General features: G+C 66.1%; 14 protein-coding genes. 4 read left to right on the top strand and 10 right to left on the bottom strand.

What is annotated here, in order from left to right; all coding sequences use genetic code 11:
* Positions 1-3: 3 nt before the first annotated feature.
* Positions 4-2,175 (bottom strand): M3 family metallopeptidase, encoded by a 2,172-nt coding sequence (locus BIZ42_RS02925; protein WP_070425504.1) that lies wholly within the window; start codon positions 2,173-2,175, stop codon positions 4-6.
* A 258-nt stretch (positions 2,176-2,433) separates the two neighbouring features.
* Here BIZ42_RS02925 and BIZ42_RS02920 point away from each other — a divergent pair, with 258 nt between their 5' ends.
* Positions 2,434-2,916 (top strand): glutathione peroxidase, encoded by a 483-nt coding sequence (locus BIZ42_RS02920; protein ID WP_070425503.1) that lies wholly within the window; start codon positions 2,434-2,436, stop codon positions 2,914-2,916.
* Positions 2,917-3,036: 120 nt separating this feature from the next.
* Here the strand turns inward: BIZ42_RS02920 and BIZ42_RS02915 are convergent, their stop codons facing one another.
* The 5 genes from BIZ42_RS02915 to BIZ42_RS02895 form a co-directional block, all read right to left on the bottom strand.
* Complete coding sequence (locus tag BIZ42_RS02915; protein WP_070425502.1) at positions 3,037-3,582, bottom strand: TlpA disulfide reductase family protein; 546 nt, start codon at positions 3,580-3,582, stop codon at positions 3,037-3,039.
* 203 nt (positions 3,583-3,785) lie between these two features.
* Positions 3,786-4,565 carry a ferredoxin--NADP reductase gene (locus tag BIZ42_RS02910; RefSeq protein WP_046274192.1) on the bottom strand — a complete coding sequence of 260 codons (780 nt, stop codon included), beginning with the start codon at positions 4,563-4,565 and terminating at the stop codon, positions 3,786-3,788.
* Positions 4,566-4,660: 95 nt separating this feature from the next.
* Positions 4,661-6,532 (bottom strand): ABC transporter ATP-binding protein, encoded by a 1,872-nt coding sequence (locus BIZ42_RS02905; RefSeq protein ID WP_070425501.1) that lies wholly within the window; start codon positions 6,530-6,532, stop codon positions 4,661-4,663.
* 190 nt (positions 6,533-6,722) lie between these two features.
* Positions 6,723-7,166, bottom strand: coding sequence for a carboxymuconolactone decarboxylase family protein (locus tag BIZ42_RS02900; RefSeq protein WP_026070203.1), 444 nt, complete (start codon positions 7,164-7,166; stop codon positions 6,723-6,725).
* A 35-nt stretch (positions 7,167-7,201) separates the two neighbouring features.
* Positions 7,202-8,098, bottom strand: a complete 897-nt coding sequence (locus BIZ42_RS02895) for an RNA polymerase sigma-70 factor (RefSeq protein ID WP_070425500.1) — start codon at positions 8,096-8,098, stop codon at positions 7,202-7,204.
* 154 nt (positions 8,099-8,252) lie between these two features.
* On the opposite strand from BIZ42_RS02895, the gene BIZ42_RS02890 reads away from it, so the two are divergent.
* Complete coding sequence (locus tag BIZ42_RS02890; protein ID WP_070425499.1) at positions 8,253-9,770, top strand: fumarate hydratase; 1,518 nt, start codon at positions 8,253-8,255, stop codon at positions 9,768-9,770.
* Between the two features lie 149 nt (positions 9,771-9,919).
* Positions 9,920-10,555: a glutathione S-transferase family protein gene (locus BIZ42_RS02885; RefSeq protein WP_070425498.1), complete on the top strand. Its 636-nt coding sequence runs from the start codon at positions 9,920-9,922 to the stop codon at positions 10,553-10,555.
* 6 nt (positions 10,556-10,561) lie between these two features.
* On the opposite strand, the gene BIZ42_RS02880 is transcribed toward BIZ42_RS02885, so the two are convergent.
* Positions 10,562-11,671: a sterol desaturase family protein gene (locus tag BIZ42_RS02880; protein WP_070425497.1), complete on the bottom strand. Its 1,110-nt coding sequence runs from the start codon at positions 11,669-11,671 to the stop codon at positions 10,562-10,564.
* Between the two features lie 177 nt (positions 11,672-11,848).
* On the opposite strand from BIZ42_RS02880, the gene BIZ42_RS02875 reads away from it, so the two are divergent.
* The gene (locus BIZ42_RS02875) at positions 11,849-12,202 is read left to right on the top strand and encodes a hypothetical protein (protein WP_156785677.1); all 354 of its coding nucleotides are present in this window, start codon (positions 11,849-11,851) and stop codon (positions 12,200-12,202) included.
* A 9-nt stretch (positions 12,203-12,211) separates the two neighbouring features.
* Here the strand turns inward: BIZ42_RS02875 and arsC are convergent, their stop codons facing one another.
* The 3 genes from arsC to BIZ42_RS02860 form a co-directional block, all read right to left on the bottom strand.
* Positions 12,212-12,565, bottom strand: a complete 354-nt coding sequence (gene arsC / locus BIZ42_RS02870) for an arsenate reductase (glutaredoxin) (RefSeq protein WP_070425495.1) — start codon at positions 12,563-12,565, stop codon at positions 12,212-12,214.
* Entirely contained in the window at positions 12,565-13,731 is a 1,167-nt protein-coding gene (locus tag BIZ42_RS02865; protein ID WP_070425494.1) for a phospholipase A, read from the bottom strand. Before BIZ42_RS02865 ends, arsC begins: the two co-directional genes overlap by 1 nt.
* A 153-nt stretch (positions 13,732-13,884) precedes the next feature.
* Positions 13,885-14,370: a DUF456 domain-containing protein gene (locus tag BIZ42_RS02860; RefSeq protein ID WP_070425493.1), complete on the bottom strand. Its 486-nt coding sequence runs from the start codon at positions 14,368-14,370 to the stop codon at positions 13,885-13,887.
* Positions 14,371-14,498 lie beyond the last annotated feature (128 nt).

The following is a 14,498-nucleotide window of genomic DNA, read 5'->3' as shown; positions in this document are numbered from 1 at the left end:
CGCTTACTTCTTGCCGTCACCCGAGGTCAGGCCGCGCTTTTCGAGCAGCGGCTCGATCTGCGGGGCATGGCCGGCGAAGTTCTGGAACAGTTCCATTGCATCCACGCTGCCGCCCTTGGAAAGCAGGGTCTGGCGGAAGTGATCGCCGTTCTTGCGGCTCAGGCCGCCGTTTTCGCGGAACCACTTCTGGGTATTGGCGTCGAGCACTTCAGACCAGATGTAGGCGTAGTAGCCGGCCGAGTAGCCGCCCATGATGTGGCTGAAGTACGGGGTCTTGTAGCGCGGCGGGACCGGCGCGTAGAAGATGCCGTCCTTGGCCAGGGCCTCGGCTTCGAACTTCATCACGTCCTTGGCGGCCGGGACCTGGTCCGGACCGATCTGGTGCCAGCGCTGGTCGAGCATGGCCGCACCGAGGTATTCGGTGGTGGCGAAGCCCTGGTTGAACTTGGCGGCGGCGACGACCTTGTCGAGCAGGGCCTGCGGCATGGCCGTGCCGTTCTGGTAGTGCTTGGCGTAGTTCTTCAGGATGACCGGGTCATCGGCCCACATCTCGTTGACCTGCGAGGGGAACTCGACGAAGTCGCGCGGCACCGAGGTGCCCGAGAAGTAGGGGTACTTCACGTTCGAGAACATGCCGTGCAGGGCGTGGCCGAATTCGTGGAAGGTGGTGGTCACTTCATCCCAGGTCAGCAGGGTCGGCTTGCCGGCCGGCGGCTTGGGGATGTTGAGGTGGTTGGCGACCACCGGCTTGAAGCCGGTCAGCTCGGACTGCGAGACGTACGAGTTCATCCACGCACCGCCGCGCTTGGAGGCGCGTGCGTACGGGTCGAAGATGAAGATCGCCAGCTGGCTGCCGTCGGCATCGAACACGTCATAGACGGTGACGTCGTCGTGGTAGACCGGCAGGTCGGTGCGCTGCTTGAAGGTCAGGCCGAACTCGAGCTGGGCGGCGTGGAAGACGCCGTTTTCGAGCACGTTCTTCATTTCGAAGTACGGCTTGAGCTGGGATTCGTCGAAGTTGTACTTGGCCTGGCGGACCTTCTCGCTGTAGAACGCCCAGTCCCATGCTTCCAGCTTGAAGGTGGGCTTGCCGGCGGCCTTCTGTTCCTTGTCGATCATCGCCTGCAGGTCGGCGGCTTCACGCTTGGCGTTGGCGACGGCGGCCGGGGCGAGCTGGCCGAGCATGGCGTTGACCGCTTCGGGGGTCTTGGCGGTCTGGTTGGTCAGGTTGTAGGCGGCGAAGTTCGCAAAGCCCATCAGCTTGGCCTTGTCGGCACGCAGCTGCATGATGCGCGAGACCAGGGCGGTGTTGTCGTACTCACCGCCGCGGCTGCCGCGGGTGATGGAGGCTTCGTAGATTTTCTGGCGCAGGGCGCGGTTGGCCAGGTTGGTCAGCGGCGGCTGGCCGGTGGTGTTGAGCAGGGTGATGACGTACTTGCCGTCCTGGCCACGGGCCTTGGCGGCTTCGGCAGCGGCGGAGATCTGCTCCTGCGAGAGGCCGTCCAGGTCCTTGACGTCATCGACGGTGATCGCCGAGGCATTCACTTCGGCCAGCACGTTCTGGCTGAACTTGGTGCCCAGGTTGGCCAGCTCGGCGTTCATTTCCTTGAGCTTGGTCTTGTCGGCTTCGGACAGCTTGGCGCCGGCGCGGACGTAGCTCTCGTAGTACTTCTCGACCAGGCGCACGCCTTCGGCGTCCAGGCCGAGCTGGCTGCGGGTGTCATACAGGGTCTGGATGCGGGCAAACAGCTTGCCGTTGAGCGCGATGGCGTCGCTGTGCGCGGCGAAGCGGGCGGAGTAGTCGGCCTGCAGCTTCTTGCGTGCGTCGTTGGTATCGGCACCGACCAGGCTGAAGAACACGGTGGTGGCGCGGTCCAGGGTTTCACCGCTCTTTTCCAGGGCGATGAGGGTGTTGTCGAAGGTCGGCTTGGCCTTGTTGTTGGCGATCGCCTCCACTTCCTTCAGCTGCTGGGCCATGCCGGCGTCGAAGGCGGGGGCGAAGTCGCTGTCCTTGATCTTGTCGAACTGCGGGAAGTGCAGCGGCAGCGGGCTGTCGGCGAAGAACGGGTTGGCCTGCTGGGCGGTGGTCGCGGCCGGGGTGGCGGCGGTGGCGGAATAGGCGGGCAGGGCCAGGCCGAGGGTCACGGCGACGGCGAGGGCAAGACGGGTGGTCAAGGGGAATTCTCCGGTCAGACAAGTCTTTGAGGGTAACCCGGGCCATTGGGGAGCGGCTTGTGTCGAAAGGCATGTTTTGGCCAGGCCAGGGCATAGAGAAGGCTGCAGCCACTGCAAGAGCCAGCCTGGTCGTTGCCGTCCCGAGGCGTAGTGCCGGCCGCTGGCCGGCTCCTCGGCCCACCGGCCGGCTCCTCAGCCCACCAGGCCGAATACGCTGGGCGAGCTAAGATGAGAGGCCTTTCCACCGGAGCCCCTGCCATGACCACTGCCTTCGATTTCCCGTTCGTGGACCTGTCGGGCCAGCCACAGGCGTTGGCGCAGTACCGGGGCAAGGTGTTGTTGCTGGTCAATGTGGCCAGCAAGTGTGGCTTCACGCCGCAGTACGAGGGGCTGGAGGCGTTGTGGCGGGAATTCGGGCCGCGCGGGCTGGTGGTGATCGGGTTTCCCTGCGATCAGTTCGGGCATCAGGAGCCGGGCGATGCGGCGCAGATCGGGGAGTTCTGTTCGCTGACCTATGGGGTCAGTTTCCCGATGTCGGACAAGGTCGAGGTCAACGGCGACGGCGCTGATCCGCTGTGGCAGTGGCTCAAGGCCGAGAAGGCCGGGGTGCTGGGCACGCGGGGGATCAAGTGGAACTTCAGCAAGTTTTTGGTCGGCCGCGATGGGCAGGTGCTGGGCCGCTATGCGCCGACCGACAAGCCCGAGTCGCTACGCGGCGACATCGAAGCGGCGCTGGCGTAACGCCGGGCTCTGCCCGGCTCCGTGATCCCGGTAGTGCCGGCCGCTGGCCGGCTCCTCGCATTACCGGTTCGCCCAACGTTCCAGCCACGCATGGCGTGGCTCTACACCACAGCGGTGGAATCAGCTGCCTGCTTTCCGGTTGCGCACGTCTTCGGGCAGGAGGGCGAGAATGTCGTCGACGATCTTTGGCAGGCTCTGCTCGGAGTAGCCGCGATGCACGCCGGCGATGCTGCCGTCGTGGCCGATGATGAACATGTGCGGGATGGTCTGGATGCCGTACTGGTCGCTGACCTCGCCCTTGGCGTCGTGGATGTAGTCCAGTGGCGGGGCCTTGCGGCTGCGGGCGATGGCGGCGAAATCGGCGCGCGGTTCCTTCAGGTTCACCGCGTAGACCTGCAGCGCGTCATGCCCGATGACCTTCTGCAGCTGGCCCAGGATCGGCAGTTCCTTGCGGCACGGGCCGCACCACGAGGCCCAGAACGTGACGATGACGACCTTGCCGCGCTGGCTGGCCAGGTCCACCACATTGCCCTGGCGGTCCTTGCCCAGGATCTGCGGCGGGATATCGCCGGCTCTCGGTGAGGGCGTCGCGGGCACGGCGGCGCTGGCAGCCAGGCTCATGGCGAGCAGCAGGCAGGCGAGGGCGGGGCGGATCTTCCTGATCATCGGTACGGCTCCAGGTCAGGCCCGGCCGTTGCCGGGCTGACGCGGAATATAGCCCAACGTGCATGCGATCGTTGCCGCGAGAGCCGACCAAGGGTCGGCTCTGCCCGGCAGGGCCGCGGTCGGCGAATCAGCTCCGTAGAGCCGGGCTCTGTCCGGCTGGCGCGCAGGCTGGTCGATCAGCCGCGCGGAGCCAGGCGCCGCGATTACTTTTCGACGAAGGCGCGTTCGAAGACGTAGTGGCCCGGGGTGCCGATGCGCGGCGAGGTCTGGAAGCCGCGGCTGTCCAGCACGGTGCGCAGGTCGGCCAGCATCTGCGGGCTGCCGCAGATCATGGCGCGGTCGTTTTCCGGATCCAGCGGCGGCAGGCCGAGGGTCTTCTGCATCTCGCCGCTTTCCATCAGCGAGGTCAGGCGGCCCTGGTTGGGGAAGGCTTCGCGCGTGACGGCCGGATAGTAGAGCAGCTTGTCGCCGATCATCTCGCCGAGGAATTCGTGCTCGCGCAGTTCCTTCTCGAACAGCTCGCGGTAGGCCAGGTCCTTTTCGTAACGCACGCCGTGGGTGAGGATCACCTTGTCGAAGCGCTCGTAGGTTTCCGGGTCCTTGATCACCGACAGCCACGGCGCCAGGCCGGTGCCGGTGCCGAGCAGGTACAGGTGCTTGCCCGGGTGCAGGTCGCTGATCAGCAGGGTGCCGGTAGGCTTCTTGCCGACCAGCACCTTGTCGCCCGGCTTGATGTGCTGCAGGCGCGAGGTCAGCGGGCCGTCCTGCACCTTGATGCTGAAGAACTCCAGGTTTTCTTCCCAGTTGGCACTGGCGATGGAGTACGCGCGCAGCAATGGGCGCGCTTCGGTTTCCAGGCCGATCATCACGAACTGGCCGTTCTCGAAGCGGAAGCCGCTGTCGCGGGTCGTGGTGAAGCTGAAGTAGGCGTCGGTCCAGTGACGGACCTCAAGCACCGTTTCGGCGCCAAAAGCGGAAGACATGGGGGTGGGGTTCTGGTCGGTTTCGTCGGGTCTAGTTTATCTCAAATGAGATAAATTCTCATTGACTGGCCGGACAGGCCTGTCGTGTCTGGGTTTCAGCGGTAACCGGCCGCCTGCAGTTCGAACAGTTCGGCATACCGGCCGCCCTGGGTCATCAGCTCGGCATGGGTGCCGCTGGCCTCGATCCGGCCGCCGGCCAGCACCAGGATGCGGTCGGCCATGCGCACCGAGGAAAAGCGGTGCGAGATCAGCACCGCAGTGCGATTGTCGGACAGTTCCTTGAAGCGCTGGAACACCTCGAACTCGCTGCGCGCATCCAGCGCCGCGGTCGGTTCATCCAGGATCATGACCTGCGCATCGCGCATGTAGGCCCGCGCGATCGCAATCTTCTGCCACTGGCCACCGGACAGGTCCACGCCCATCTTGAAGCGGCGGCCGATCAGCTGGTCGTAGCCACCGGGCAGGCCGGCGATCACCTCGTCGGCCATGCCGCGCCGGGCGGCGTCGCGGATGCGGGCGTCGTCGCCCATCGCCTCGACCAGGCCGACGCCGATGTTCTCGCCGGCGCTGAGGTTGTAGCGCACGAAATCCTGGAAGATCACGCCCATGTTGGCGCGCAGGTCATCCAGGTCGTAGTCGCGCAGGTCGCGGCCATCGAGCAGGATGCGGCCTTCATCGGGGTCGTACAGGCGGGCCAGCAGCTTGACCAGGGTGGTTTTGCCGGCACCGTTCTCACCCACCAGCGCCAGAACTTCACCGGCACGCAGGTCGAAATCCAGATGCCGCACCGCCCAGCTTTCGGCGTCGGGATAGCGGAAACCGACGTTCTCGAACACGAAGCCCTGGGTGATCGGCTGCGGGATGGCGATGGCATCCGGGCGCGAGTGGATTTCCGGTTCGATCTGGAAGAACGAGAACAGATCGTCCAGGTACAGCGCCTGGCCGGCAACCTGTGAAAAGCCGATCAGCAGGCCTTCCAGCAGCTGGCGCAGGCGCAGGAAGCTGCCGGCCAGGAAGGTGAGGTCGCCGATCGAGAAATCGCCGCGCACGGTGCGCCAGGCGATGTAGGCGTAGGCGGCGTAATAGCCCAGCGTACCGAGTGCTGCCAGCAGCGTGCCCCAGATCGCACGCTTGCGGGCCAGCGCACGGTTGGCGAGATAGAACTTCTCGGCCAGTAGCTTGTAGCGATCGATCAGGAAGCGATGGAGGTTGAAGATCTTCACCTCCTTGGCAGTCTCCACGCTGGCCCCGATCTGGCGCAGGTACTCCAGCTGTCGGCGCTCGGGCGTCCACTGGAAGTTGAGGCTGTAACCGGCTGCGTTGAAGTGCGATTCGCCGATGAAGGCCGGTATCAGTGCCACCGCCAGCAGCAGGATCAACCACGGCGCGTACACGATCAGGCCGACCGCGAGGCTGGCCACCGTGATGCTGTCCTGCACCTGGCCGAACAGCTGGCTCATCAGGTTCATCCGGCCCATGGTCTGGCGCCGTGCCCGGTCCAGTTTGTCCTGCAGGTCGGGGTCTTCGAAATCCTCCAGGTCCAACTCGGCGGCGTGTTCCATCAAGCGCACGCTGGTGACGTTGGTGAACAGCTCCGACAGCAGGGTATCGGCGTAGCTGACCATGCGGCCAAGCAGGTCCGAGGCCATCGCCAGGCCGAACTCGAGCGCGAGCAGGCCCAGCAGGGGATTGAGCAGGCCAGTGGACAGCGCCTCGCCGAACGGCGGGAAGCCGGCATCATGCTGGCTGAGCTGCACGGCGGCATCGATGATCAACTTGCCGACGTACAGCATCGCCACCGGCAGCAACGCGCGGATCACGCGCAGGCCGAGGCTGGCCAGGGTCAGCCCCGGGCTGGTCTGCCAGACCTGGCGCAGGAACGGGGGCAGGTTGCGCATCGCATTGACGCGCTCACGCAGGCTGGGATTCTTCTGGCCGGGTGCACCGGCAGCGGGGGAGGCGGGCATGGGCGGTATTGTGCGCGCCGTGACCGTGGTTGATGCATGAAGTCAGTGCCTGCGCAGATTGCAGACGCGTACGCCCCGCAGAACGGTGCAGCCGGTGCACCGCTACCCGGTGGTAGTGCCGGCCGCTGGCCGGCTCCAGGTGGCACCCAGCATCGTGCGGAGCCGGCCAGCGGCCGGCATTACCCGTTGCTTATGGCAGCGGCGGCAGCAGGCCGGCGCCGAGGCGGTTCCAGGCGTTGATCACCGCGATGCCCATGCTCAGGTCGCTGATGCCCTTCTCATCGAAATGCGGTGCCAGGGCGTCGTAGGCGGCATCGGACGGGGCGGCGCTGCTCAAGCGCGTCAGCGCCTCGGCCCAGCCCAGCGCGGCGCGCTCGCGCGCATCGAAGAAGCGGCTCTCGTGCCAGGCTGGCAGCGTATCGAGCTTGCGCGGTTCGATGCCGCCCTTGCGCAGGGTGGTGGCATGCATGTCCATGCAGTAACCGCAGCCATTGATCTGCGAGACACGCAGGAACACCAGTTCCATCAATACGGGGTCGATCGAACTGTCGTGCACGGCCTTGCTGGTGGCGAGCAGGCCCTTGAAGGCCTCGGCGGCGAGGCGGGTGTATGGAACGCGCGGTGAGGTGGACATCGGGGACTCCATGACGGCCGCAATGGCCGTCTTCATCAGGAGGACGCGCCAGCATCGCGCGCTGTGACAAGGCCGGTGAGTTTTTCCGGATTGAGCACGCTGAGCACGCGCACGATCCGTCCGGCATCGACCGTGATCATCGTCACCGAGTGCAGCTGGTCGCCCGCGAAACGCAGGATCGCCGGCTCGCCATTGACCTGGCCGAGCTGCGCCGGATGCTGGCCGTTGCGGCGCGCGATCGCCCAGTACAGCTGCGCGATGCGCTCGGCGCCGAGCAGGGGGCGGATCGCTGCGGTCACGCGTCCACCGCCGTCGGAGATCATCTCGGCATTGGCATCGAGCAGGGCGCGGATCGCGTCCAGATCACCCTGCTGCGAGGCGGCCATGAAGCGCGCCAGCAGGTCGCGGTGCTGGGCGGGCGAGACCGTGAAGCGTGGGGCGCCGGTCTGCAGTCGCTGCCGCGCCCGGTGCACCAGTTGCCGGCAGTTGGCCGGGGAGTGCTCCAGCAGGGGCGCGATGTCCGGGTAGTCGTAGTCGAACACATCCTTGAGCAGGAAGGCGGCGCGCTCATCCGGCTTGAGCTGCTCCAGCAGTGCCAGGAAAGCCACCGAGACCTCGTCGGCGAGGGCATGGCGCTGGGCCGGGTCCTGCAGCGGGTCCGGGTCCAGGGCGATCTCCAGCGGCTCGGGCAGCCACGGCCCGACGTACTCCACGCGCGCGCTGCGCAGGGCGCGCAGCCGGTCCAGGCCGAGCCGGGTGGTGGCCGTGACCAGCCAGCCCTCCGGGTCGCGGATCACGCCGGTGTCGGCGCCCTGCCAGCGCAGCCAGGCGTCCTGGACGATGTCCTCGGCGTCGCTGCGGCTGCCCAGCAGGCGGTAGGCCAAGGCGAACAGGCGGGGGCGGTGGGTCTGGAAGGTATCGGTCGGGGTCATGCCAGGAGGACGCGGCCGGGCAGGCCGCTGTGACAAGGCGGGGCGCCCACTTTGCACCAAACCCCGCCACCGCGAGCGATTCTCAACGCCGCCGGGCGGTAGTTGTTAAAATCGGCGGTCCAACCCCCGCCAGCCTCCAGCAAGCGAGCAAGTCGTGACATCGATCAAGCAGGAAGACCTCATCCAGTCCATCGCCGACGCGCTGCAGTACATCTCGTACTACCACCCGGTCGATTACATCAAGAGCCTCAACGCTGCCTACGAGCGCGAAGAGTCGCCGGCCGCGAAGGAGGCGATGGCCCAGATCCTGATCAATTCGCGCATGTGCGCCGAAGGCCACCGGCCGATCTGCCAGGACACCGGCATCGTCACCGTGTTCCTGGAAATCGGCATGAACGTGCGCTGGGACGACGCCACCATGGGCGTGGAGGACATGGCCAACGAAGGCGTGCGCCGCGCCTACAACTACCCGGACAACAAGCTGCGCGCCTCGGTGCTGGCCGATCCGGCAGGCAAGCGCGTCAACACCAAGGACAACACCCCCGGCGTGGTCAACGTCAAGGTCGTCCCGGGTGACACCGTGGAGGTGATCGTGGCGGCCAAGGGCGGCGGTTCGGAAGCCAAGAGCAAGTTCGCCATGCTCAACCCGTCCGACTCGATCGTGGACTGGGTACTCAAGACCGTGCCGACCATGGGCGCGGGCTGGTGCCCGCCGGGCATGCTCGGCATCGGCATCGGCGGCACCGCCGAGAAGGCGATGCTGCTGGCCAAGGAATCGCTGATGGAGCCGATCGACATCAACGAGCTCAAGGCCCGTGGCGCCTCCAACCGCGCCGAAGAGCTGCGCCTGGAGCTGTTCGACAAGGTCAACGCGCTGGGCATCGGTGCGCAGGGCCTGGGCGGCCTGACCACCGTGCTGGACATCAAGGTCAAGGACTTCCCGACCCACGCCGCCAATCTGCCGGTGGCGATGATCCCGAACTGCGCGGCCACCCGCCATGCGCACTTCACCCTGGATGGCAGTGGCCCGGTGATGCTCGACCCGCCCTCGCTGGAAGACTGGCCGCAGATCACCTACGACGCCTCCAAGGGCACCCGTGTCAATCTGGACACGATCACTCCGGAAGACGTCGCCAGCTGGAAGCCGGGCCAGACCCTGCTGCTCAACGGCAAGCTGCTGACCGGCCGCGACGCCGCGCACAAGCGCATGGTGGAAATGCTGGACAAGGGCGAGCCGCTGCCGGTCGACCTCAAGGGCCGCTTCATCTACTACGTCGGCCCGGTCGATCCGGTGCGCGACGAAGTGGTGGGCCCGGCCGGCCCGACCACGGCGACCCGCATGGACAAGTTCACCCGCCAGGTGCTGGAGCAGACCGGTCTGTTGGGCATGGTCGGCAAGGCCGAGCGCGGCCCGGCGGCGATCGAGGCGATCCGTGACAACAAGTCGGCCTACCTGATGGCGGTCGGCGGCTCGGCGTACCTGGTGTCCAAGGCGATCAAGGCAGCCAAGGTCGTCGGCTTCGCCGATCTGGGCATGGAAGCGATCTACGAGTTCACCGTGCAGGACATGCCGGTCACCGTGGCGGTGGATTCCACCGGCGAGTCCGTGCACCAGACCGGCCCGCGCGAATGGCAGGCCCGCATTGGCAAGATTCCGGTCGTGGTTGCCTGAGGCTTCCGGTCGCGGCAATACGGCAGGTATCGGCCACGGGTTGATACGCTGCTGAAACGAAAACGGCGCCCGAGGGCGCCGTTTTTCGTTGTCCACCCCTGCGCGTGGCGCGCGCATAATGCGGGCCTTCCCCTGAGAGGCACCCACGCATGCGCACCACGTTGTATGGATCGCCGAGTACCGCCGCCCTGGTCGTCCATTGGCTGTTGCTGGAACTGCAGATCGAGCACGATCTGGTGCTGTTGGATTTCGACAAGCGCGAGCACAAGGATGCCGCGTATCTCGCGTTGAATCCCGCAGGCCTGGTGCCGACGCTGGTGCTGGACGGGCAGGTATTGACCGAAGCGGCAGCGATCGCGCTGCACCTGGCCGACCGCCATCCGGACGCGGCTCTGCTGCCGGCCCCGGGGACTGCCGATCGCGCCGAGGCCTACCGCTGGATGTTTTGGTGTGCCAACACCGTGCAGCCGGCGTACCGGGCGTGGTTCTACCCGCAGGAAATGGCCGGCCCCGAGCATGTGGAGGCGACCCGCCAGCGGGCGCGCGAGCGGCTGGAAGGCGCGTGGCAGCACCTGGCCGAGCATCTGTCCACGCGCGGGCCGTATGTGCTGGGCGACGCGTTGAGCGTCGTCGATTTCATGCTGGTGATGCTGATGCGCTGGTCGCGCAACATGCCCACGCCGAGTGACACCTGGCCGGCGTTGAAGGCCTACGCCGATCGCCTGAAAGCACGGCCGGCGTTCGCCGAGGTCTACCGGCGCGAGGGCATCAACGACTGGCGCTGACTGGATTCAGTCGACGTACTCGTCGAAGGTGCGGCGCGCGCGGAATGGCATCAGGTGCTGGTTGAGCAGCCCCTTGGGCACGGTCTCCAGTTTCATGACACCGTATTCCCGCGGCCATTCGCGCTGATCCCGTGGCAGTTTGAAGGTGCCCATCAGCATGTCTACCAACGGCAGGTGGATGGCGTAGTTGACGTCGACGTACTCCTGCTGCCGCGCGTGATGCCAGTGGTGGTAGCGCGGCAGCACCAGCAGGTACTCCAGCCAGCCGAACCGGATGCCCAGGTTGGCGTGGGCCAGCACCGCCTGCAGACCCACCAGAATCACGTAGGCGTTGATCGCCGGGGTCGAGAAGCCGAGCACCAGCAGGGGCAGCAGCACGCAGCTGCGGGTCATGACGATTTCGACGAAATGGATGCGCGAGCCGGCCAGCCAGTCCATGTGCCGGCTGGAGTGGTGCACGGCGTGGAAGCGCCAGAGCCATGGGGTGTTGTGATACGCGCGGTGCAGAAGTGCCTGGGCCATGTCCGCGACGAATACCGCGATCAGGAACTGCAGCCACACCGGCATCGACTGGATCAACGTCTTGAGCGCAGGAAACGCGGCCAGCCCGGCAATGGTCGAGGTCGAGGCGGTCACCAGGATCAGGATGAACTGCACCAGCACGTGGCTCATGAAGAAATAGCCGACATCGGTACGCCAGCCCGGCCGTAGCGGCGACAGCGTACGTTGGCCGAGGTAGCGCTCCAGCGGCACGAACACCAGCGCCGAGAAGAACAGCGACAGCACGAACCAGTCCAGACCCAGCGAGTAGGGGGTCTGCCCGATCGCATCGAACTGCACGTTGGTACCGCCCAGCAGCACCGCGAGGGTGGCGCTGCCGACGCCGATCGTGGCGATCCGCTTGTTGCGGTCGCGCAGGATCGCCAGGGTGCCCATGATGAAGGAGGCGGCCAGCCCGACCAGCAGCAGGTGGCGGGCGAACTGTTCGTTGTAGACCGCGCGGAACTCGCGGCTGGTCAGCAGATCCGGAAAATGAAAGCAGGCCACGCCCATCAGGCTGAGCAGTCCCAACAGAGCCGAGCCGTAGGCGAAGAACGAGCGACGTGGTCGGGTCATCCGCTGGCATCCAGTTAGAAGGGCGGCGCTATTGTGAGCGCCTGAGCCGACGTAACGGAAGGGGCATTTGCGGCTGCGGTGGCAGCCCGGCTATTAATTCGGAAAACAAGCAGTGCTACAGTCCGGGCATGCACACATGCCGGCCACGGCCGGATGCCTTCCACACGGAGCACGACGATGCCACGGATGCTTTTCGCCCTGCTGTTGATCCTGCTGGTCAGCGCCTGCAGCAGTGATGGCGATTTCCACGCCGCCCCGCCCAGCCTGCGCGAGGTCACCGCTGCCAATCAGTGCATGCAGCAGTGCCAGCGTCAGTACGATAGTTGCATGACCAGCCGTACCGGGTTTGGCAGCGGCGACAGCTGTGGCGCCGGGGTGGCGACCCAGCGCGACGCGAAGTGCGACAAGATCGACAACCCGGACCTGCGTAAATCATGTCAGGCCAGCAGCGACTACTGCCGCAACCGGCTGCCCGCACTGACCTGCGGCGAGGATAACAACCGGTGTACCAGCCGCTGCGGAGGCAGCTGAGGCGCAGCCTTACGCCGGCAGGATCTCCAGCACCGTCTCCGGCGGCCGGCACAGGCGTGTCCCGCGCGGGGTCTCCACGATCGGCCGGTTGATCAGTTCGGGATGGGCGACCATCGCCTCGATCAGCGCGGCATCGGATAGCGCGGCGTCGTCCAGCCCGAGCGAACCATAGGCCGGCTCCTTGCTGCGCAGCAACGCGCGCGGGGCGATGCCCATGCGCGTGATCAGGGTGGCCAGCGTGGCACGGCTGGGCGGCGTCTTCAGATATTCGATCACCACCGGCTCAATGCCGTGCTCACGCAGCAGTTCCAGCGCCCCGCGTGAATTGCTGCAGCGCGGGTTGTGCCAGATCGTCACCGCCATCAATACCACTCCAGCAGCGACACACCCAAGCCCACATACGTGGCCTTGTGGTTGTAGTCGATCATGCTCTCGCCGTAGCCATCGAAGATCTGCACGTGACCGCGCAGCAGGTTGCTGATCGGGAAGCCGTAATCAAGCTGCAGCGCACCGTGCGAGCGATCACCGCCACGCAGCGAGTGCCGCGCCATCAGCGAGACCTCGTGACCGTTCTTGTTCCAGGTCAGGGTGGCGTCGCCGCGGCCCATGTAATCGGAGATGTCCGGGTTGTTGTCGTCCTTGCGGTCTTCCGGGATGCGATACCACGGGCGCAGGACCAGCGCCCAGTTCTCGCGGTCCAGGCCGACGGTGGCGATCACCCGGTTCCAGCTGCGCGACAGGGGATCGGCGCGGCCGTTGGACATGTGGTTGACACTGATCCCGCTCATGCGCCCGCGCCAGCCGCCGAGCGAGTAGCCATTGCGGAACATCAGCATCACTTCCGGCTCGTAATTGGTCTCACGGAACGGACGCGAGTTGTCGGCGTTGTAGGCCTGCCAGCGCGAGCTCTGCGTGTAGCCGGCCCAGATGTCGCCGTTGTCGCCGAACAGGTTCTCCACGACCTTGGTCTTGAAGCTGAGCTGGAACTTCAGTTCCGCGCTGTCCAGCTGCTGCGAGGTGGTGACCGTATTGACCGGGTTGGGCGACTGCGGCATCTGGTTCTTGTCGCTGGTCCAGAAGGCGGGCAGCAGGTAGACCGGCTTGTAGGCGCGCAGCTGGAAGGCGCCCAGCTTGGAGTCCTGGGCCAGTTCCCAGCGGCTGTCCAGCAGCGAGCCCTTGCCGGCGTTGGCCAGGGCGTCCTGGTGGCCGTCGTTCTTGAACACTTCGCCAAGACGCTGCTTCACCCGCTGTGCCGCAGGCGCATCGGCATCGGCCCCGCGTGCGGCCTGGCGCTCTTCGCGGCGTTCCTGCTTTGCGGCGGTGGCCGCCGCATCGGCGGCCAGGGTCACGTCCGGCGTACGACCAAACAGCGTGTCGTAGCACGCCAGACGCGCCGCGTCGGTGTCCACCAGTGCGCAGGCCTCCGGTGACGCCGGCTTCGGTGCCGCCTCCTGTGCTGCAGCGGGCAGGGCGGTGCCGGCCAGGGCCAGGGCAGTGAACAGGGCGGAGCGGGAATAGGGCAGGGTCATGGGAGCAGGGCCGCGTGACAAAAATGAATGGGTCTGATCGCACAGTGTCGCCGCTGCCCGGCATTCCTGCCAGCACGCGATGCCATCGATCTGACCGGGTTTATGCCGGTCAGTGGTGTGCTCGGGGTGTGAAAGTCCGCGTGTCGTGGGCGGTCAGAAGATCCAGGCAAAGGCGAACAGGCCCAGCATCGCGATCACCAGCGCCAGCTTCAGGGCGAATCCGAGCAGGATGCCCAGCCATGTCGCCAGGCCCACCTTGGTGGACCGCCCGAGCTCGCGTGTGTGCCAGTACTCGCCCAGCAGGGCGCCGGCCAACGGCCCGACGAACAGACCGATCGGCATGAAGAACACGCCGGCGATGCTGCCCAGGAACGTACCCCACAGGCCCTTGCGGCTGGCACCTACGCGTTGCGCGCCGACCACGGTGGCCAGGATGTCCACGGCGAAGGAAACCAGCGTCAACAGGCCGAGCAGCGTCAGCGGCAGCCATCCCACATGCACGAAGCCATCGGCCCATGCGGCCAGCAGCAGGCCGGCGAACACCAGGGGAATGCCGGGCAGGGCGGGGAGGATGATGCCGGCGATGCCGACCAGCACCAAGAGGACGGCTAGCAGATACAAGATGAATGAAGGGTCCATGCTGTCCAGTATGGTTCCTGAAATGGGGTTGACATCGCAAGCTTTTGGCTAGTTGCTTTTTCGTTTTGCTCGGGTTAAGTTGCAGGCGCTGAGCTTGGCAAGGTCACCGTGGATCGTGGCCTGATGAT

Source organism: Stenotrophomonas sp. LM091 (assembly GCF_001806305.1).
GTDB lineage: Bacteria > Pseudomonadota > Gammaproteobacteria > Xanthomonadales > Xanthomonadaceae > Stenotrophomonas > Stenotrophomonas bentonitica_A.
Note: the sequence above shows the minus strand (reverse complement) of the source record. Positions and strands in the feature narration are given on the sequence as shown.